General features: G+C 73.7%; 18 protein-coding genes. 9 read left to right on the top strand and 9 right to left on the bottom strand.

Features of this window, described 5'->3' with window-relative positions:
- Positions 1-121: 121 nt before the first annotated feature.
- The gene (locus tag E4U92_RS33000; RefSeq protein WP_137304111.1) at positions 122-448 is read right to left on the bottom strand and encodes an antibiotic biosynthesis monooxygenase family protein; all 327 of its coding nucleotides are present in this window, start codon (positions 446-448) and stop codon (positions 122-124) included.
- A gap of 224 nt (positions 449-672) precedes the next feature.
- Here E4U92_RS33000 and E4U92_RS32995 point away from each other — a divergent pair, with 224 nt between their 5' ends.
- A complete protein-coding gene (locus tag E4U92_RS32995; RefSeq protein ID WP_229862905.1) occupies positions 673-1,740 on the top strand; it encodes an NAD(+)/NADH kinase in 1,068 nt (355 codons plus the stop codon).
- A 75-nt stretch (positions 1,741-1,815) separates the two neighbouring features.
- Here the strand turns inward: E4U92_RS32995 and mgrA are convergent, their stop codons facing one another.
- The gene (mgrA, locus tag E4U92_RS32990; protein WP_137304109.1) at positions 1,816-2,859 is read right to left on the bottom strand and encodes an L-glyceraldehyde 3-phosphate reductase; all 1,044 of its coding nucleotides are present in this window, start codon (positions 2,857-2,859) and stop codon (positions 1,816-1,818) included.
- 373 nt (positions 2,860-3,232) lie between these two features.
- Here mgrA and E4U92_RS32985 point away from each other — a divergent pair, with 373 nt between their 5' ends.
- Together E4U92_RS32985 and E4U92_RS32980 are read left to right on the top strand one after the other, a co-directional pair.
- Positions 3,233-4,216: a glycoside hydrolase family 11 protein gene (locus tag E4U92_RS32985; protein WP_137304108.1), complete on the top strand. Its 984-nt coding sequence runs from the start codon at positions 3,233-3,235 to the stop codon at positions 4,214-4,216.
- 31 nt (positions 4,217-4,247) lie between these two features.
- On the top strand, positions 4,248-5,243 hold the full coding sequence (locus E4U92_RS32980) for a polysaccharide deacetylase family protein (protein ID WP_137304107.1): 996 nt from the start codon (positions 4,248-4,250) through the stop codon (positions 5,241-5,243).
- A gap of 49 nt (positions 5,244-5,292) precedes the next feature.
- On the opposite strand, the gene E4U92_RS32975 is transcribed toward E4U92_RS32980, so the two are convergent.
- Both E4U92_RS32975 and E4U92_RS32970 read right to left on the bottom strand, forming a co-directional pair.
- Complete coding sequence (locus E4U92_RS32975) at positions 5,293-5,985, bottom strand: lysophospholipid acyltransferase family protein (RefSeq protein WP_137304106.1); 693 nt, start codon at positions 5,983-5,985, stop codon at positions 5,293-5,295.
- Between the two features lie 116 nt (positions 5,986-6,101).
- Positions 6,102-7,328 (bottom strand): serine hydrolase domain-containing protein, encoded by a 1,227-nt coding sequence (locus E4U92_RS32970; protein ID WP_137304105.1) that lies wholly within the window; start codon positions 7,326-7,328, stop codon positions 6,102-6,104.
- A gap of 199 nt (positions 7,329-7,527) precedes the next feature.
- On the opposite strand from E4U92_RS32970, the gene E4U92_RS32965 reads away from it, so the two are divergent.
- Positions 7,528-8,505 carry an alpha/beta fold hydrolase gene (locus tag E4U92_RS32965; protein WP_137304104.1) on the top strand — a complete coding sequence of 326 codons (978 nt, stop codon included), beginning with the start codon at positions 7,528-7,530 and terminating at the stop codon, positions 8,503-8,505.
- Between the two features lie 120 nt (positions 8,506-8,625).
- On the opposite strand, the gene E4U92_RS32960 is transcribed toward E4U92_RS32965, so the two are convergent.
- Positions 8,626-9,438: an SAM-dependent methyltransferase gene (locus E4U92_RS32960; protein ID WP_137304103.1), complete on the bottom strand. Its 813-nt coding sequence runs from the start codon at positions 9,436-9,438 to the stop codon at positions 8,626-8,628.
- 252 nt (positions 9,439-9,690) lie between these two features.
- Between E4U92_RS32960 and E4U92_RS32955 the strand changes: the two genes are divergently transcribed.
- A complete protein-coding gene (locus E4U92_RS32955) occupies positions 9,691-9,885 on the top strand; it encodes a hypothetical protein (RefSeq protein ID WP_137304102.1) in 195 nt (64 codons plus the stop codon).
- Between the two features lie 19 nt (positions 9,886-9,904).
- On the opposite strand, the gene E4U92_RS32950 is transcribed toward E4U92_RS32955, so the two are convergent.
- Entirely contained in the window at positions 9,905-11,080 is a 1,176-nt protein-coding gene (locus E4U92_RS32950) for a PP2C family protein-serine/threonine phosphatase (protein WP_137304177.1), read from the bottom strand.
- A gap of 214 nt (positions 11,081-11,294) precedes the next feature.
- Between E4U92_RS32950 and E4U92_RS32945 the strand changes: the two genes are divergently transcribed.
- The gene (locus E4U92_RS32945) at positions 11,295-12,773 is read left to right on the top strand and encodes a glutamate-cysteine ligase family protein (RefSeq protein WP_137304101.1); all 1,479 of its coding nucleotides are present in this window, start codon (positions 11,295-11,297) and stop codon (positions 12,771-12,773) included.
- A 25-nt stretch (positions 12,774-12,798) separates the two neighbouring features.
- Here E4U92_RS32945 and E4U92_RS32940 read toward each other — a convergent pair whose 3' ends face one another.
- Together E4U92_RS32940 and E4U92_RS32935 are read right to left on the bottom strand one after the other, a co-directional pair.
- Positions 12,799-14,373, bottom strand: coding sequence for a hypothetical protein (locus E4U92_RS32940; RefSeq protein WP_174864126.1), 1,575 nt, complete (start codon positions 14,371-14,373; stop codon positions 12,799-12,801).
- A 135-nt stretch (positions 14,374-14,508) separates the two neighbouring features.
- Positions 14,509-15,042 (bottom strand): DoxX family protein, encoded by a 534-nt coding sequence (locus E4U92_RS32935; protein ID WP_137304100.1) that lies wholly within the window; start codon positions 15,040-15,042, stop codon positions 14,509-14,511.
- Positions 15,043-15,286: 244 nt separating this feature from the next.
- Here E4U92_RS32935 and E4U92_RS32930 point away from each other — a divergent pair, with 244 nt between their 5' ends.
- Positions 15,287-15,754, top strand: a complete 468-nt coding sequence (locus E4U92_RS32930) for a flavin reductase family protein (protein ID WP_137304175.1) — start codon at positions 15,287-15,289, stop codon at positions 15,752-15,754.
- Positions 15,755-15,784: 30 nt separating this feature from the next.
- Here E4U92_RS32930 and E4U92_RS32925 read toward each other — a convergent pair whose 3' ends face one another.
- On the bottom strand, positions 15,785-16,753 hold the full coding sequence (locus tag E4U92_RS32925) for an alpha/beta hydrolase (protein WP_137304099.1): 969 nt from the start codon (positions 16,751-16,753) through the stop codon (positions 15,785-15,787).
- Positions 16,754-16,985: 232 nt separating this feature from the next.
- Here E4U92_RS32925 and E4U92_RS32920 point away from each other — a divergent pair, with 232 nt between their 5' ends.
- Both E4U92_RS32920 and E4U92_RS32915 read left to right on the top strand, forming a co-directional pair.
- Positions 16,986-17,441 carry a MarR family winged helix-turn-helix transcriptional regulator gene (locus tag E4U92_RS32920; RefSeq protein WP_174864123.1) on the top strand — a complete coding sequence of 152 codons (456 nt, stop codon included), beginning with the start codon at positions 16,986-16,988 and terminating at the stop codon, positions 17,439-17,441.
- Between the two features lie 8 nt (positions 17,442-17,449).
- Entirely contained in the window at positions 17,450-18,412 is a 963-nt protein-coding gene (locus tag E4U92_RS32915; protein ID WP_137304098.1) for a GlxA family transcriptional regulator, read from the top strand.
- Positions 18,413-18,456 lie beyond the last annotated feature (44 nt).

Here is an 18,456-nt window from a genome sequence, read left to right as displayed (position 1 = left end):
CTACCGGGCGCTCGCCGACGGGGCCACGCTCCGGCCGTCGGCCCCCACCGTCAGCGATCACCGGCCGGTGACCGCTCCACCGCGAGCGATCGCCGGCCGGCGACCGGTCCACCGCGGGCGGTCAGCCGTTCTTCGGTGCCGCCTGCTGGACCACCTCGAAGGACCAGACGGAGGAGTCCGAGGCGGCCGGGCGCGGGCGCTCGCCGCCCTCGCCGCCGCCGCGGTGCGCCGCCTGCATCGGGCCGGACATCCAGTTCTGGAAGTCCTCCTCGCTGCGCCAGCGGGTGTACACCAGGTACTGGTCCGTGCCCGCCACCGGCCGCAGCAGCTCGAACCACTCGAACCCGTCCTGCGACTCCACGACGCCGGCCCGGGACGCGAACCGCTTCTCCAGCACCTCGCGCTGCTCCTCCGGAACCGTCAGCACATTGATCTTCACGACGGACACGTCGACACCTCTCGCCGGTCGGGGCCCGGCCCGTACGTCCTGCCGCCGGGCCGCATGCGATCAGTCTGCTACACGACCGGGCGCGCACCGCGGGCGGACGGCACCGGACGCGCGTCCACCCGTCGGCCGCGCCCCGGTGATCCGGCGATACCGCGCGGGCAGAGATGAACGGCGACGTGACGGGCACCCGCGCACCGACACGACGAGCGGCCCGGGAGGCAGTGGTGGCAGTGAACAGGCTCGGACTGGTCGTGCACGGCGGACGGCCGGAGGCCGTGCAGGCGGCCGACGTGGTGCGCGCTTGGTGCGCGCGGTACGCCGTGCAGTGCACCGACATCGACGTGTGGCACGACGGCGGGCGGCGCAGCGCCCGCGAGGAGGTCGCCGCCGCGGGCGACCCCGACCTCGTCGTCACCCTGGGCGGCGACGGCACGTTCCTGCGCGGCGCGCGGCTGGCCGCCGAGAACGACGCGCTGGTCCTCGGGGTCGACCTGGGCCGGGTGGGGTTCCTCACCGAGGTGTCGGCCTCGGCGGTGCGCGAGGCGCTGGACGCCGTGCGCGAGGACCGGTTCGAGCCGGACAGCCGGATGCTGCTCACGCTGCGCGCCTCACGCCGCCTGGAGCTGCCGCCGGACGTGGAGTCGCTGATGAGCTACGGGCGCGGCCCGCTGCTGCCGCCGCCCGCCGTGCGCACCGACTGCGTGGTGGACGACGAGTGGGGCATCCCGCTGCACGTCACCGCGCTCAACGACATCGTCCTGGAGAAGCTGGCCCGCGACCGTCAGGTGTCGGTCGGGGTCTACGTCTCCGGCAGGCTGCTCGCCTCGTACTCCGCCGACGCGCTGCTGGTGGCCACGCCGACCGGCTCCACCGCCTACAGCTTCGCCGCCGGCGGCCCCGTCGTCTCCCCGCGGGCGGAGGCGCTCGTCTTCACCCCGGTCGCCGCGCACATGACGTTCAACCGGTCGGTGGTCACCGCCCCCGACGAGCCGGTCGGCCTGCGCGTCCTCGAACGCTCCGGCCGGGCCGCCGTCAGCATCGACGGCCAGGTGCGGGGCGTCCTGGAGCCGGGCGACTGGATCGGCGTCTACGCCGCCCAGCGCCGGCTGCGGGCGGTGCGCCTCGGCCCCATGGACTTCTACGGGCGCCTGCGCGACCGCATGAACCTCACGGACGCCCCGGCGGCGGTCGCCGACGGCACCCCCACGCCCTTCTGGTCGGTGACCACGCCGCCGCCCGGCGACATGGCCCACCTGAGCCTGGTCACGGCACCGGACGGCGCGCAGGGCTGACCACGGAAGGCGGCACGGGGCGCCCCCAAAGCGAGGGGCGCCCCCAAGGCGTCAGCGCGTCAGCCCGTCAGCCCGTCAGCCGAGGTTGCCCAGCCGCGCGTCGCGCCACAGGTCGACGCCGCCGTCGGTGGCGTGCTGGTCGATCTCGGCCAGCTCCTCGGCGGTGAAGTCGAGGCGGTCCAGGGCGGCCACGTTCTGCTCGAGCTGCTCGGTCCGCGACGCGCCGATGACCAGGGAGGTCACGCGCGGGTCGCGCAGCGCCCAGGCCAGCGCCATCTGGGCCAGGGTCTGGCCCCGGCGGCCGGCGATGTCGTTCAGGGCGTTCAGCCGGGCGCGCATCTCGTCGGTCAGCCACGCCGGGTCGAGGGACGTTCCCCGCGCGGCCCGCGAGCCCTCCGGGACGCCGTCGAGGTAGCGGCCGGTCAGCAGGCCCTGGGCCAGCGCGGTGAAGCCGATGACGCCGAAGCCCTCCTCCTGGGCGACGTCGAGCAGCCCCTCGGTCTCGATCCAGCGGTTGAGCATGCTGTACGACGGCTGGTGGATGAGCAGGGGCGTGCCGAGGTCCCGGAGGATCGCGGCGGCCTCCCGCGTCCGCTCGGCGTCGTAGGAGGAGATGCCCACGTACAGGGCCTTGCCCTGGCGGACCGCGGTGTCGAGCGCGCCCATCGTCTCCTCCAGCGGCGTGCTCGCGTCGAGCCGGTGGGAGTAGAAGATGTCGACGTAGTCGAGGCCCGTCCGGCGCAGTGACTGGTCCAGCGAGGCGAGCAGGTACTTGCGGGAGCCGCCGCCCTGCCCGTACGGCCCGGGCCACATGTCCCAGCCGGCCTTCGTGGAGATCACCAGCTCGTCCCGGTACGGCGCCAGGTCCCGCCGGAGCAGACGGCCGAAGTTGCTCTCGGCGGCGCCGTAGGGCGGCCCGTAGTTGTTCGCGAGGTCGTGGTGGGTGATCCCGAGGTCGAAGGCGCGCAGGGCGATCTCGCGCTGGGTCTCGAAGGCGCGGTCGTCGCCGAAGTTGTGCCAGTAGCCGAGGGACAGGACGGGCAGGTCGAGCCCTGAGCGTCCGGTGCGCCGGTAACGCATGGGCCCGTCGTAGCGCTCGGGGTTCGCCACGTGGTTCATCGGGAGGTCTCCGGGTGGTGCGGGGGCGGGATGCCCACCTTGCTCCGACATGATCAGGAAGTCCAACCCTTCCTGCGCATCGCATTCAGCGGTGTCGCTTCTGAATGGGAAGGAGTCATTTTCCCGGAATGAGCTTCGAAACATTCGGCGTTTAGATGAGCCTCCATGATTCGGTCCGGAGTGCGCCCTTGAATCATTACCGCGACGGCGGGTCCTGCGCACCTTCTGAACTGGGCATTTGCTCCCCCTGAAGGTGTCCATAGGTTGGCGAATCTTTCGAAACAATTACCGAAAGTGTTGACAGTTGTCAGGGGCAGACCAACACTGTTCGCCGTCAAGGCCCCGCACGCCTTCACCTGGAAGGACCACGTCCATGCGCCTACTCCTGATGTTCAGGAGCGCTTGCGTCATGGTGCTCGCGGCTGTCGTGGCGTTCGTCGCGCCGGGTACCGCCGGCGCCGACACCGTCATCACGACGAACCAGACGGGCACGAACAACGGCTACTACTACTCGTTCTGGACCGACGGCGGCGGCCGCGTCTCCATGAACCTCGGCTCCGGGGGCAACTACAGCACCTCCTGGAGCAACAGCGGCAACTTCGTCGCCGGCAAGGGCTGGAGCAACGGCGGCCGTCGCGCGGTCACCTACTCGGGCACCTTCAACCCGTCCGGCAACGCCTACCTGGCGCTGTACGGATGGACCTCGAACCCGCTCGTCGAGTACTACATCGTCGACAACTGGGGCACCTACCGGCCCACCGGCACGTTCATGGGCACCGTCACCAGCGACGGCGGGACGTACGACATCTACAAGACCACCCGGTACAACGCCCCGTCCGTCGAGGGCACCCGCACCTTCGACCAGTACTGGAGCGTCCGGCAGACCCGGCGTACCGGCGGGACCATCACCACGGGCAACCACTTCGACGCCTGGGCCCGCGCCGGCATGAACCTCGGGAGCTTCAACTACTACATGATCCTCGCGACGAAGGGCTACCAGAGCAGCGGCAGCTCCGACATCACGGTCGGCGGCACCGATTCCGGCGGTGGCGGTGGCGGTGGCGGTGGTGGCGGCGGTGGCGGTGGCACCGGCACCTGCTCGGCGACCCTGTCGGCGGGGCAGCAGTGGAGCGACCGGTACAACCTCAACGTCGCGGTGTCGGGCTCCAGCAACTGGACCGTGACGATGAACGTCCCCTCCCCGGCGAAGGTGTTGTCCACCTGGAACGTCAGCGCCAGCTTCCCGAGCAGTCAGCAACTGGTCGCCAGACCCAATGGCAGCGGCAACACCTGGGGCGTGACGATCCAGCACAACGGCAACTGGACCTGGCCCACCGTCTCCTGCAGCGCGAGCTGACCCCCCACCCCCGGCAGGAGGAACCCTCCCCATGGCACGCACACAGCGCACCGCGCTGCGCACCCTGCTCTCCACGCTCGCCGCGGCCGCCCTGGCCGCCGTGAGCACCCTCACCGTCGGCGCGGCCCCGTCGCAGGCCGCCACCTGCAACGGCTACGTCGGCCTCACCTTCGACGACGGCCCGTCCAGCACCACCCAGTCCCTGCTGAACGCGCTCAAGCAGAACGGCCTGCGGGCCACCATGTTCAACGAGGGGCAGTACGCCGCCGCCAACCCGTCCCTGGTACGGGCCCAGGTCGACGCCGGCATGTGGGTGGGCAACCACAGCTACACCCATCCGCACCTGACCCAACTGGGCCAGGCGCAGATCGACTCCGAGATCTCCCGGACCCAGCAGGCCATCGCGAACGCGGGCGGCGGCACGCCGAAGCTGTTCCGCCCGCCGTACGGCGAGACCAACGCGACGCTGAAGTCCGTCGAGGCCAAGTACGGTCTGACCGAGATCATCTGGGACGTCGACTCGCAGGACTGGAACGGCGCCAGCACCGACGCCATCGTGCAGGCCGCCGGCCGGCTCACCAACGGCCAGGTCATCCTCATGCACGACTGGCCGGCCAACACCATCGCCGCCATCCCGCGCATCGCCCAGACACTGGCCGCCCGCGGCCTGTGCGCCGGGATGATCTCCCCGCAGAGCGGCCGTGCGGTGGCCCCCGACGGCGGTTCGGGCGGCGGCGGTGGCGGTGGCGGTGGCGGTACCGGCACGTGCACGGCGACCCTGTCGGCGGGGCAGCAGTGGAGCGACCGGTACAACCTCAACGTCGCGGTGTCGGGCTCCGGCAACTGGACCGTGACGATGAACGTCCCCTCCCCGGCGAAGGTGTTGTCCACCTGGAACGTCAGCGCCAGCTTCCCGAGCAGTCAGCAACTGGTCGCCAGACCCAACGGCAGCGGCAACACCTGGGGCGTGACGATCCAGCACAACGGCAACTGGACCTGGCCCACCGTCTCCTGCAGCGCTGGTTGACCGGCCGGTGCGGCGTGGACGGACGGTCCGCGCCGCACCGCCCGCGTGTTCAACGGCCCTGTTCGGACGGGGGTGCTGCCCGGAGCACCCGCGCGGCGGGCTCCCCGAGCGCCGCGGCGGCCGTACGCCAGGCCTCCGTGACCGCGGCCCGCGCCTGCGCCGTGCGCGTCCGCCGGTCGCCGGCCAGAACGACCGGCCGGCCCGCGTGGACGTGCAGCCGCGGCCGGCGCAGCGGCGCGGTGACCAGCCCCGCCACCTGCTTGGTCCGCCCGCCGGACGTGATGCGGCGGGCGCCCGCCTGTCCGACCGGGACCACCGGCGCCCCCGTGTGCTCGGTGAGCCGGGCCAGTCCGCTGCGGAAGGCGCGCGGCGCCTCCTCGGCGGCGTCCCCGCGGACGGGCAGGCCGCCCTCGGCGTAGATCAGGACCAGCCGGCCCCGTTCCAGCGCCCCGGCGGCCAGGTCGAGGGCGGTCGCGGCGCGGCGGTCGCGGCGGTGGACGGGGATGTGCTCCTCCCGGGACAGCAGCCGGCCCAGCACGGGCACCCGCCACAGCCCGGCCGTCGCCATCACGACGGGCCGCACGTCCAGCCGGTGCAGAGCCGCGAGCACCACCGCCGGGTCGGCGAGCGAGGTGTGGTTGGCGACGACGACGCTGCCCGGCGCGAACACGGCGCCGGCGTCCGCCGTGACGGTCAGGCGTCCGGCGGCCGGGGTGAGCGCGTCGGCGAGACGGCTGAGCATGTGGTTCTCCCGTTCCCTGTCCTGGTGCCCCCATCGTCGCCGGTGCGGGCCGGGCGGGCCTGAGTACCCGTACTCAACGGGCCCCTGGCACGCGGGAGATCACGAGCCGGGCGCGGTCAGTCGTGGCCGGCCGCCCCCGCGCACAGCGCGTGGTCGACGAGGGCGCCGGTCGCCCGGTTGAGCGTGGGCAGGTCGGGCAGGGCCGACCTGGTGGTGATCGACACGGTGACGGCCCGCCGTCCGTCCTCGGTCACGGCCGGACGGGTGTACACGCCGAGGCCGTCGCCCTCGTGCGTGTAGTACGAGCCGCCGCAGGACAGGGGGATCTTCCGCAGGCCCAGGCCGTAGGTCCCGGTGGGCTGCTCCTCCACGTCCGCCGGGTCGTCCGTGCGCGTGACCGTCGCGCGCATCTGCCGCCACTGCTCGGCCGGCAGCACCCGGCCCGCGGCCAGCGCGCGGAAGAAGGTGTCGAGGTCGGCGGCGGTACTGACCACGCCCGAGTCGGCGGTGTGCTGCAGGCTGTGGTCGGTGAGGTCGAGGCGGGTGCCGTCCGGGCCGCTCAGGTACACCGAGGCGTGCGGCCCGGTGAGGAACGGGTCGAGCCCGGGCACGTCGGTGCCGCGCAGGCCCAGGCGGGCCACGAGCCGGTGCTCCACGAGCTCGCGCCAGCCCGTACCGCTCGCCTTCTCCGCGATCGACTGGGCCAGCAGGTAGTTGGTGTTGGAGTACGCCCACCGCACGGGCCCGTCCGTGGCCGGCACGAACAGCGGGGGGTGGCGCAGGGCCACGGCGACCAGGTCGGCGGCCGGGGTCGCGTCGTAGCGGATCTCCTCGAAGTGCCCGGCGAGCCTCTCCTGGAACTCGGGGTCGTCGACGTAGTCGAACAGGCCGCTGGTCTGCCGCAACAGGTCGCGCACGGTGATGCGGCGGCCGTCGTTGCCGTGGCCGGAGACCAGCCCGGGCAGCCAGTGCTCCACGGTGTCGTCGAGCGACAGGCGCCGCTCGGCGGCCAGTTGGAGGACGACCACCGAGGTGAAGGTCTTGGTCGTGCTGGCGACCCGGAACCGGGCGTCCCACGGCACGGGTGCCGCCGACCCGGCCGTCGCGGTGCCGATCCGGGCCCGGACGACCCGGCCGCCGGGGGCGTCCACGCGGGCCAGCACGGTGGCGTCGCCGCCGGCCACGCGCCGTACGGCCGCGAGGTCGTGGCGCAGGTCGGCCGTGCCGTAGCCGCCGCCCCGCGAGGCGTGGGCGGCACCCGGGGCGCACAGGGCCGCAGCGGTGACGCCCCCCAGTGCCAGGGCCGTCGCGGCGGCCCGGCCCCTGCGGCTCGCGCGTCTCATCGGTCCTCCTCCGTGTGGGTGACCGCACCAGTCAAGCGGCGGCCGTACGAGCGGGCCAGGGGAGCAGCCCCCGGGCGGGCCCTCCGGCTGGCCCCATGGCGGGCGGGCCACCGGCCCCTCCGGCCGTCTGTTCGGGCGGGGCCGCAGACCGGGGCGGACAGACCGTGACGACACCTGCCGGGCGGCCGTTGAACGACGCATGAGCACAGCCCGACACACGGTCGCCGCCCCGCCGCTGCCCGCCCTGCGGCCCCGTCCCAGACAGCACCACGGACCCGGCGCCGGGCCGGAGCGCCCGGCGGACGCGCAGGAGCACTGGCTGGAGTACGAGGGCTTCCGCTACGTCTGCCGCGTCGCGCCGTCCCCCACGGCCGTCACCGAGCCACTGGTGGTGATCGGCGGCATGATGCAGGACCGCAACTCCTGGACCTCGCACGAGCGGGCGCTGCGCGCGCACGCCTCCGTCCTCACGGTCGAACTGCCCGGCTTCGGCGCGGCCGACCCGCTCCCCGCCGAGTACGGCTACGACTTCCTCGCCGCGGCCCTCGGCCACCTGCTGGCCGAGCTGGACACCGGCCCGGTCAACCTGCTCGGCACCTGCTACGGCGGCGCGGTCGCGCTGCGCTGCGCCCAGCGGCACCCGGAGCACGTGGCGCGGTTGATGCTGGGGGCGATGACGGGCGAACTGCCCACGTCCTACCTGGAGATGATCCCCGAGTGGCGCAGGCTGGTCGCCGAGGACCGGCGCGCCGAACTCGCCGACAGCCTCCTGTCCACGTTCGTCGTGGCGCCCGACAGCCGCATCCACCGCCACGCGGTCGTGTGGCGGCTGCTGAACCACCAGTTCCGCACGCAGACCCCGGACGACCTGGCCAAGGCCTGCGAGCACAACGCCCGTATGGAGCGGCACGCCTGGCGCCGCCCCGAGGTCCCCGAGGTGCCGACCCTGGTGTACACGGGCGAGCACGACCACCTGACGACGCCCGCCCAGGGGCGCCGGCTCGCCCGTGAACTGGGCGCGCCGTTCGCGACCCTGCGCGACGCGGACCACATGTTCCCGCTGGAGCAGGTCGCCGCGCACGTCGACCTCATCCGCAGCTTCTGCACCGATCACCCCCTGACCGGGCTGCCGTACCTCGGCGCGCTGGAGTACCCCGCGGGAACGGACCGCGGCTGACACGCCGGAGAACGCCCCTCGCCCGGCGACGAGGCGCCCCGCCGGGCCGGGACAGCGCGACGCCCCCCGTGCCACGGGTGGGCGCGGGGGGCGTCGGGACGTCGGGCCCGGGGCCGCGGGTCAGGGCTTGCGGGCGAGGCCGCCGTGCTCGGCGACGACCTCCGCGGGGGAGCCGGGGTCCGGGCGCCACTGGGTGACCGGGACCACGCCCGGCTCGACCAGCTCCAGACCGTCGAAGAACGAGGCGATCTGCTCGACCGTGCGCAGGTTGTACGGCACCGCGCCGCTCCGGTTGTAGCCCTCCTGGGCCTCCTCGAAGACCGGGTCGATGCCCAGGGAGCCGTCGTTGACCATGAGGTAGCTGCCCGACGGGAGGGCGCCCACCAGCCGGTCGACGATCGAGCGCGCCTGCTCGTACTCGGCGACGTGGCCCAGGATGTTGCTGAGGATCAGCGCCGTGGGACGGCTGAGGTCCAGCGTCTTCGCGGCGGACTCCAGGATGACGTCCGGCTCGGTCACGTTCGCGTCGATGTACGCGGTCGCGCCCTCCTTGGAGGAGTACAGCAGGGCGCGCGCGTGTGCCAGGACCATCGGGTCGTTGTCGACGTAGACGATCCGTGCCTCGGGGGCGAGCCCCTGGGCGACCTCGTGGGTGTTCTCGGCGGTCGGCAGCCCCGTGCCGACGTCGAGGAACTGACGGATGCCCGCCTCGTTGACCAGGTAGGTGATGGTGCGACGCAGGAAGGCCCGGCTGCTGCGCGCGATGGTGACGATGCCGGGGAAGACCGCGGTGTACGCGTCGCCGGCCTCCTCGTCCACCGGGTAGTTGTCCTTCCCGCCCAGCCAGTAGTTCCAGATCCGGGCGGAGTGCGGCACCGACGTGTCGATCTTCTGGTGCGTCGAGGGGTCGGGCGTCGTCGCGGGGTCGGTCATGAGTCGTGTCCGTCTTTCGGCCGAGGCTGGATCTTTGCGTGCCCAACCTACTGGCGAACACCGCGGTCCCACACATCAGTTCGCGTTTCCGGCGGGTCGGCGGGGGTCTGTCCGGGGCTGACGTGCCGGGCCCGCGGGGCCGGGCGGTAGCCTTGCGGGGCAGTCGCGTTGACAGTCCACCAGGTCCGACGGCTCCCGCGGTGCCCCGCGGGTGCCGCCCCGGTCCCCGTCCCTACCGAAGGCCCGTCACCCTTGTTCACGCAGACCCCGATCTACGACCGTCTCGTCACCGAACGCGGTGACATCCCCACCCAGGTCCGCGCCGAGGCGGAACGGATCCAGCGGGAGCTCGGCCGCATCATGGCCGCCCCGCTGTCGGCCGGCCTGCCCGCGCAGCAGTCGCTGCCGCCCGCCCCGCGCGGCTTCCTCCCGTTCGGCACCCTGTAGGGGTGTCCCGTGCCCCGGGTCACGGCCGGGGCGGCCGCCACTCGACCATGACGATCGTCGCGTCGTCGCGCAGTCGGCTGGTCTCCACGTCGAGGATCGAGTGGATCAGCCGCCGCAGCGTCTCGGACGCCAACTCCCCGGCCGCGGTCGCCCGGATGACGTAGTCGGCGAACCGCTGGAGGCCGAACAGTTCGCCGTCGCGGGTACGGGCCTCGGTGACGCCGTCGGTGTAGAACAGCACCCGGTCACCGGGCTGCAGCGGCGTCTCGTGGACCTGCCGCGGGCGGTCCGTCAGCAGGGACGGCAGACCCAGCGGAGGGTCCGCGTCCCGTTCCAGCGCGTCCACGACCAGCCGCTGGTCGCGGATCAGCAGCGGCGCCGGATGCCCGCAGTTGCTCCACCGCAGCACCCCCGTGGCGAGGTCGATCTCGGCCAGTACGGCGGTGCAGAACTGGTCCGGCAGCCACTCCGCCAGCGCCTCGTCGACGCTGGACACCAGCTCCGGCAGGTCGGTGCCGCACCGCCGCGCGTTGCGGCAGGCCGCCAGCGACACGGCGCTGGTCAGCCCCGAGGCCAGGTTGTGGCCCATGGCGTCCAGGACGGTGGCGTGCAGGGTCGTCTCGGTCAGCGCGTGGTCGAAGGCGTCCCCGCCGAGCTCGTACGCCGGCTCCAGCACCGCCGTCGACACCACCGTGCCGTCGCCGATGGTGCGCGGCGGCAGGAACGCGCGCAGCATCTCGGCGGGCAGCCGCATCGGTTCGGTGCGGGTGCGCCGTACGTAGGTGTCCTTGAACGAGCGCCGTGAGGTGACCATCATCGCCACCAGGGTGGCCAGGGCCCGGCCGCGGCTCAGCGCGGCCGCCGTGAGGGTGGGGGTGTGCACCGCGAGCACCCCGAGCCGCTCCGCCCCGTCCACCAGCGGGAACCAGGCGGTCAGCGCGCCCGCCTCGGACGACTCCACCCGCAGCGACTGCGTGCGGTACGCCCACCCCGCCAGCGACTCGTCGACGGGCAGCGAGGACGCCACGTCCGTGAGCGGCACCAGGTGGCGCTGCTGGATGTCGACCAGGTAGGCCACGGCGTGCGGCAGTCCGAGGGCCCGGGTGCAGCGGGCCAGGGCGGTGGCGAGGTCGACGGTGCGGTTGGCGGGGTCGGCCAGGAACTCCTGCAGCAGGTTGTCACCGGTCTCCGGCATCACCACACGGACCCGCCTCCTCGGCAGCACGCGCCACGACGATCAGGGGACTGCTGGGCAGCAGTCTCACACCGGGCCGCGGCCGCCGCAGTGCGGACACCACCCGGCCGGGCGGTCCCGCGCCCGCGCCACCGGTGGCGGTCCCACCTGGTCGGGGCGGCCGGCCGGTGCGAGGCTGGAGGGACAAGGGCCCCAGGAGGAGCCGGGAGAGCCGATGGGACGAGACGTCCCGGCGCTGGTCTTCACCCGTGAGGACCGCCGCCGGTACCGCATCAAGATGCAGGAGTGCCTCGACGCCTTCGCGCAGATGCTGCGCGAGGCACGCTTCGACGCGGAACGCCCCCAGGTGGGCCTGGAGATCGAGCTGAACCTGGTCGACGACCGCAGCGAGCCCGCGATGCGCAACGTCGACGTGCTGGAGGCGATCGCCGACCCCGCCTGGTCCACCGAGCTGGGCCGGTTCAACCTGGAGATCAACGTCCCGCCCCGCCGGCTGATCGCCGGCGGCCCCGACGCCTGGGAGTCGGAGATCCGCGCCGCGCTCAACCACGCCGACGAGCGCGCCCGGTCGGTCGGCAGCCACCTGATCATGATCGGCATCCTCCCGACGCTGCGCCAGCAGGACGTCGGCGAGGGGGCGCTGTCGGAGAACGCCCGCTACCGCCTGCTCAACGACCAGGTGTTCGCGGCCCGTGGCGAGGACCTGCTGATCGAGGTGGACGGGGAGGACCGGCTGCGCACCTACGCGGACACCATCACCCCCGAGGCGGCGTGCACCAGCACCCAGTTCCACCTCCAGGTCTCCCCGCAGGAGTTCGCCCCCTACTGGAACGCCGCCCAGGCGATCGCCGGGGTGCAGGTGGCGCTCGCCGCCAACGCGCCGTTCCTGTTCGGCAAGGAGCTGTGGCACGAGACCCGGATCCCGCTCTTCGAACAGGCCACCGACACCCGGCCGCAGGAGATCAAGGTGCAGGGCGTGCGGCCCCGGGTGTGGTTCGGCGAACGCTGGATCAACAGCGTCTTCGACCTCTTCGAGGAGAACGTGCGGTACTTCCCCGCGCTGCTGCCGCTGTGCGACGACCAGCACCCCGGGGAGACCCTGGAGCGCGGGGACGTCCCGGAGCTGTCCGAGCTGACCCTGCACAACGGCACCATCTACCGCTGGAACCGGCCGGTCTACGCGATCGCCCACGACAAGCCCCACGTGCGGGTGGAGAACCGGGTGCTGCCGGCCGGGCCCACCGTCGCCGACACCCTCGCCAACGGCGCCTTCTACTACGGCCTGACCCGCGCGCTCGTCGAGGAGGACCGCCCGGTGTGGTCCCGGATGTCCTTCTCCGCGGCCGAGGACAACCTGCACGCGGCCGCCCGGCACGGCATCGACGCCCGCCTGTACTGGCCCGGCACCGGCGAGGTCCCGGCGAACGAGCTGGTGCTGCGCCGCCTGCTGCCGCTCGCCCACCAGGGCCTGGAGCGCTCCGGCATGGACGAGGCCTGGCGCGAGCCGCTGCTCGGCATCATCGAGCAGCGGTGCGTGACCGCGCGCAACGGCGCGGTGTGGCAGAAGGAGATGGTCCACCACATCGAGTCCCGCGCCCACTGCGGCCGCCACGAGGCGCTGCGCCGCATGACCGAGCAGTACATCGCCTACATGCACCTCAACGCCCCGGTGCACACCTGGCCCGTCGAGTGACGCCGCGCGGCGTGCCCGCGCCGGGTCAGGTGCCGCTGCCGAGCGTCTGCGTGGTGTAGGCGCACTCCGTGTAGACGTAGCCCGGGGACAGCTTCGCCGTGTCGGACGCGGGCGTGGCGGAGCTGTTCCCGTTCGGCTTGTGCAGGAAGTAGACGGTGCCGGCCGGCAGGCTGATCGTGCGCTGCGGGTAGGAGCGGCCGCCGTGGCACGGCCTGAATCCCGGCGAGAGGGTGCTGACCAGGGAGTACGCGGTGCAGCCGGAGCAGCCCTTCAGGGTGAAGCTGCCGGTGACGGGGCCGGTGTAGAGGACGGTGACCGGGTCGGGGCTGTCGTTGCGGACGGTGACCGCGATGCCGCCGCCGCTGCGTGTGGTGGGCAGCCGCTTCCCGGCGGCCGGCACGGTCTGCGCGATCTCGGCGGCGATCGCGATCTTCTGGGCCAGGGACCGGTTCCTGTGCTTCGGATTGGCCTTCACGAAGTCGTCCATCGTGCGCTGCGCGGCCGCGAAGTCACCGTCGCGGTACTGGTCGACGCCGCACGCGTACGTCCCCGCGTCCGCGGAAGCCGTCGCCCGCCGGGCCTCCGCGCCGAGCGCGTCGCCGGCGCCCGTGCCGCCCGCCTGGATGCCCTCGATGTCCGTCCCGAGCGCGCGCAGCCGGTCGATCGCCCCGCACGGGTCGGTGCCGCCGAGGCCGGCGGCGGCCCGGGTGACCGCGGACGCGACGGCCGGCCGCACCTGGGCGGCCTGCTGCGACTGCGGGAACGTGGTGAGCAGTTGCCCGAACTGCTGCGGCCAGGTGGACTGCCCGCCGGCCAGCCCGCTCGACGCGCACGCGTACAGCGACGCGGCCAGCCGGTCGTCGGGCCAGGACGCCAGCTCGCCCAGGCGGGTCCTCGGCATGTGCCCGGGCACCGTGCGCAGGTAGGTGAGCGGCGCGATCGCGTCGCAGTACTGCCCCTGGGCGTAGGGGGCGCCGACGGTCGTGTAGTACGTCCGCATCCGGGCGGGCACCCGGCGAGCGGCGCGGGAGCCGGGGTGCGCGGCGCTGAGGTCCTCGTAGGCCGCGAGGGCCCGCCGGTAGTCGGACTCGCCACTGCCGAACGGCTTCCCGCCGGCCGTGGCGACGAGCCGGTCGGCCCGCTCCAGCCGGTCCAGCAGCATCTGCTGGACGGCCTCGTCGCGGGCGCTGTCGTACCAGACCACGCCCCCGGCGGGAACGGCGAGCAGCACCAGGCCCAGGGCGAGCGCGAGCGGCGCCGGGCCGGGGCCGGACAGCCGGGTGCGCAGGCCCACGCGCGCGCCGTGCGCGGCGACCGCGAGCAGGAACAGGGCGTACAGCACCAGCGCGGCCACCGGGACGCCGCCCGGGTCGGCGGGCAGCGCCACGAACAGCAGGATGCCGGTGGCGAGCCAGCACAGCGCCACGAGCGCCCAGCGCCGCACCACCGCGTACCCGAGGCCCAGGCCGCCGAGGTTGAGCACCGCGACGGCGAGGGCCCGGACGGGGTCGGCCGGCGCCGGGGGCGGTGCCGAGGGCATCGGCGGGACGAAAGGCTGACCGTACGTGCCGTCGTACATGCCGGACCGACCCTCGGACATGGCTGGCTCCCCCCGTAACTACGCCCGCACGCCGCAGACTTGGCAGTGTACGGGCGCCGTCGCGCGGGCGACAGGGAGCCCGGAGCGCACGTGGGCGCAAGGGGGGGGCGCGCCGCCGTGCGGCCGGTGGTGCGGTCAGCCCGGCAGCTTGGCGCGGACCGCACCGACGGCAGCGGCGGGGCGCGCGGTGGCCCGCACCGACCGCCGGACCAGCCGCGCCTCGCGCCGCACGCCCCGTGCGGCGTGCCGGCCGCGCCACGCCAGGGACGGGCTGCCGCCCGTGTCCGCGGCCGTGATGAGCAGACCGCCCAGCATGGAGAGGTTCTTCAGGAAGTGCAGGCGCTGCTGGGTCCGCTCCTCGGCGTCCTCCGCCTCCCAGAACCGGTGGGCCGCCCAGGTGGTGGGCACCAGGGTCGCGGCCAGGGCCAGGGCGGCCACCCGCGGGACCCGGCCCGTCGCCAGCAGCAGCCCGCCCGCGACCTGCACGGCCCCGGTCAGCCGTACGACGTCCTCGGTCCGGTCGGGCAGCGCCGTCACCTGGTCGGTGACGGGGCGGACGACGGGCTCGGCGACCGGCGAGACCTGCTCGGGGGCGCGCAGGGACTGCAGGCCGCCGGAGACGAACATCGAGGCCAGCAGAGGACGACCGACCAGGCGCAACAAAGTCATGGACCTTCTCCAGAGGGTTGACCGGATGGGTGGTGGAGCGTGGCCACCGGGTTCCCCGTCCGGGAAGGGGCCAATCGGCGCCGCGGCCGGCACCGCCCGTCCGGGCCGCGCGGTGCCCTCGTACGGACCGCCCGGTGAGTGGCGGTGACGATGCGGGGCACGTGTGTGCCAGCGGGCACGGGAGTGCGCAGTGACGACGTGGACGGGAGTGGGGGGCGTGGCCGACGCCGATGCCGATGCGTTCATGCACCGGCTGGATCCGGAGATGTGCGTGGTCACCGCGGCGGTGGGGGAGGAGCGGTCGGGGTGCCTGGTGGGCTTCTCCTCGCAGTGCTCCCTGCGGCCGGTGCGGTTCGCGGTGTGGCTGTCCAAGGCGAACCACACCTTCGGGGTGGCCCGGGACGCCGACTGCCTCGCCGTCCACCTGCTCGGCCGTGACCAGCACGAGCTGGCCGAGCTGTTCGGCGGGGAGACGGGCGACGAGGTGGACAAGTTCGCCCGTGTGCGGTGGACCACGGGGCACGGCGGCGCGGTCGTCCTGCCGGACGCGGCAGCGTGGTTCGTCGGCACCGTCGTGCAGCGCGTCGACGGCGGCGATCACATGGGGTTCGTGCTCGACCCGGTGCAGTGGGACGCCGGCGACCGGGCGGCCGGACCGCTGCTGCGCCTGGGCGACGCCCACGACATCGACCCCGGGCACCCCGCGGAGTGACGGGACGCCCGGGGTCGTGGGCCGATCGGGTCAGGCGGTGTGGAGCGCGCGGCGCAGGACGGTGACGGCCTGGGTGATCGCGGCGTCGGCGGCGTGGGTCTCGCGCAGGGCGTTGAGCATCACGAAGTCGTGGATGACGCCCTGGTAGCGGACGGCGGTGACGGGGACACCGGCCTGCCGGAGCTTGTTGGCGTACGCCTCGCCCTCGTCCCGCAGCACGTCGGCCTCGCCGGTGATGACCAGGGCCGGGGGCAGGCCGGTGAGCTGCTCGACGGTGGCGCGCAGCGGGGAGGCGGTGATCCGGGCGCGCTCGGCCTCGTCGGTCGTGTACTGGTCCCAGAACCACTGCATGGCGTCGCGGCGCAGGAAGTAGCCGGTGGCGAACTGGTGGTAGGACGGGGTGTCGAAGCTCGCGTCGGTGACCGGGTAGAACAGCACCTGCTGGACCAGCGGCACGTCGCCGCGCTCCTTGGCCATGAGGGTGAGGGCGGCGGTCATGTTGCCGCCGACGGAGTCACCGGCGACCGCCAGCCGGGTGGCGTCCAGGCCCTTGCCGGCCCCTTCGCGCACGATCCACTGGGCCACGGCGTAGTTCTGCTCGATGGCCACCGGGTAGCGGGCCTCGGGGGAGAGGTCGTACTCGGGGAAGACCACGGCGGCGTTCGCCCCGACGGCGAGCTCGCGGACCAGGCGGTCGTGGGTGTGGGCGTTGCCGAAGACCCAGCCGGCGCCGTGGATGTAGAGGACGACGGGGAGGGTGCCGGTCGCTCCGGCGGGCTTGACGACGCGGGCGCGCACGCTGCCGGTGGGGCCGCCGGTGACGGTGATCCACTCCTCGTCGACCTCGGGCTTGGCGATGTCGCCGGACTGCACCTCGTCGACCGCCTTGCGGCCCTCGACGGGACCCAGGTCGAACAGGTACGGGGGGTTCGCGGTCGCCTCGGCGAACGCCTGGGCGGCGGGTTCGAGCACGGGGCGGGGGGCGGTGCTGTCGGTCATGGCGATCTCCTCGGATCGGTGCCGCGGGCGAGCTCGGCCGACGGGGGTCCCGGCGGGAGCGGCGACAGCAATAAAGTAGCGCGCGATTAGATCGTGCGCAACTAAAGTCCGGGCGATAGAATCGAGAACGCTCCGGCGCCGGAGAGAACGGCGCGGCGACCGGCGCCACGACGCCGATGACCTCCAATGACACCCGATGACCGCCAATGACCCCCATGGACAGGAGCCGGCCATGAACCCAGTGCCGTCCGACCCGGCCGAGGGCTCGCTGCTCCTGGACGACCAGCTCTGCTTCGCCCTGTACGCGGCCTCCCGGGCCGTCATTGCCCGCTACCGCCCCCTGCTCGACGAACTGGGGCTGACCTACCCGCAGTACCTGGTGCTGCTGGTGCTCTGGGAGCAGGACGAGATCTCCGTGCGGGAGCTGGGCGCCGCCCTCCAACTGGAGTCCAGCACGCTCTCCCCGCTGCTCAAGCGCCTCGAGGCACACGGTCTGCTGCGCCGGGAGCGCCGCAGCGACGACGAGCGGTCCGTCGCCATCCGGCTCACCGACACCGGCGCCGCACTGCGCGAGCGGGCCCGGGCCGTGCCGCTCGCCATCGGCGACGCCATGGGCCTGACCCGCGAACAGGACGCCCTGGCCAAGCAGTTGCTGCGCCTGCTCACCGAGAACGTCACCACCCGCTGACCCGCCCGATGCCCGCGCCGTCCCCCCGCCTCCGCCGCGTCGCCGTCCTCGTCCTCGAGGGCGCCAAACCCCTCGACGTCGGCATCCCCGCCCAGGTGTTCACCACCCGCGCGAGCATGCCGTACGAGGTCCGCGTCTGCGGCGCCGCGCCCGGGCTCGTGACCGGCGGCGACGGGCTCGCCTACCACGTGGCCCACGGCCTGGACGCGCTCGCCTGGGCCGACGTCGTCTTCATCCCCGGCCACCGCTTCCCCGACCGCGACGACCCGTCGCCCGCCGTCGTCGAAGCCCTGCGCGCCGCCCACCGGCGGGGCGCACGCCTCGCCGCCATCTCCACCGGCGCCTTCACCCTCGCCGCCACCGGCCTCCTCGACGGCCGGCGCGCCACCACCCACTGGCACTACACCCGCGCCCTCGCCGCGAAGCACCCGCGCGTGCGGGTCGACGAGAACGTGCTGTTCGTCGACGAGGGCAGCGTGCTGACGTCGGCCGGCGCCGCCTCGGGCATCGACCTGTGCCTGCACATCCTGCGCGGCGACCTGGGAGTCGCCGCCTCCAACCACGCCGCCCGGCGCCTGGTCGCCGCCCCCTACCGCAGCGGCGGCCAGGCGCAGTACGTGCCGCGCAGCGTGCCGGAACCCCTCGGCGAGCGGTTCGCCGCGACCCGCGAGTGGGCCCTGCGCCGCCTCGGCGAACCCCTCACGCTGGAGGCGCTGGCCGAGCACGCGGCGGTCTCACCGCGCACGTTCTCCCGGCGCTTCGTGGAGGACACCGGCTACACGCCCATGCAGTGGGTGATGCGCGCCCGCATCGACGCGGCCCGCGAACTGCTGGAGCGCTCCCAGCTCAGCGTCGAGCAGATCGCCACCGACGTCGGCCTCGGCACCGGAGCGAACCTGCGCCTGCACTTCCGGCGCATCCTCGGCACGACACCCAGCGAGTACCGCAGCACCTTCACCCGGGGCGAGTAGGCCCCGCCCCGACGGCTCCGACCAGTACGTCCCATCCGCGCAGG

The organism is Streptomyces galbus (assembly GCF_005280195.1).
Taxonomy (GTDB): domain Bacteria; phylum Actinomycetota; class Actinomycetes; order Streptomycetales; family Streptomycetaceae; genus Streptomyces; species Streptomyces galbus.
Note: the sequence above shows the minus strand (reverse complement) of the source record. Positions and strands in the feature narration are given on the sequence as shown.

Coding starts and splice junctions, on each gene's coding strand:
- mgrA (WP_137304109.1), bottom strand. CDS start 2,859: ATGAACCACGTGGCGAACCCCGAGCGCTACGACGGGCCCATGCGTTAC.
- E4U92_RS32930 (WP_137304175.1), top strand. CDS start 15,287: ATGCACCGGCTGGATCCGGAGATGTGCGTGGTCACCGCGGCGGTGGGG.
- E4U92_RS32940 (WP_174864126.1), bottom strand. CDS start 14,373: ATGTCCGAGGGTCGGTCCGGCATGTACGACGGCACGTACGGTCAGCCT.
- E4U92_RS32965 (WP_137304104.1), top strand. CDS start 7,528: ATGAGCACAGCCCGACACACGGTCGCCGCCCCGCCGCTGCCCGCCCTG.
- E4U92_RS32985 (WP_137304108.1), top strand. CDS start 3,233: ATGCGCCTACTCCTGATGTTCAGGAGCGCTTGCGTCATGGTGCTCGCG.
- E4U92_RS32925 (WP_137304099.1), bottom strand. CDS start 16,753: ATGACCGACAGCACCGCCCCCCGCCCCGTGCTCGAACCCGCCGCCCAG.
- E4U92_RS32920 (WP_174864123.1), top strand. CDS start 16,986: ATGAACCCAGTGCCGTCCGACCCGGCCGAGGGCTCGCTGCTCCTGGAC.
- E4U92_RS32970 (WP_137304105.1), bottom strand. CDS start 7,328: ATGAGACGCGCGAGCCGCAGGGGCCGGGCCGCCGCGACGGCCCTGGCA.
- E4U92_RS32950 (WP_137304177.1), bottom strand. CDS start 11,080: ATGCCGGAGACCGGTGACAACCTGCTGCAGGAGTTCCTGGCCGACCCC.
- E4U92_RS32935 (WP_137304100.1), bottom strand. CDS start 15,042: ATGACTTTGTTGCGCCTGGTCGGTCGTCCTCTGCTGGCCTCGATGTTC.
- E4U92_RS32960 (WP_137304103.1), bottom strand. CDS start 9,438: ATGACCGACCCCGCGACGACGCCCGACCCCTCGACGCACCAGAAGATC.
- E4U92_RS32915 (WP_137304098.1), top strand. CDS start 17,450: ATGCCCGCGCCGTCCCCCCGCCTCCGCCGCGTCGCCGTCCTCGTCCTC.
- E4U92_RS32980 (WP_137304107.1), top strand. CDS start 4,248: ATGGCACGCACACAGCGCACCGCGCTGCGCACCCTGCTCTCCACGCTC.
- E4U92_RS32945 (WP_137304101.1), top strand. CDS start 11,295: ATGGGACGAGACGTCCCGGCGCTGGTCTTCACCCGTGAGGACCGCCGC.
- E4U92_RS32975 (WP_137304106.1), bottom strand. CDS start 5,985: ATGCTCAGCCGTCTCGCCGACGCGCTCACCCCGGCCGCCGGACGCCTG.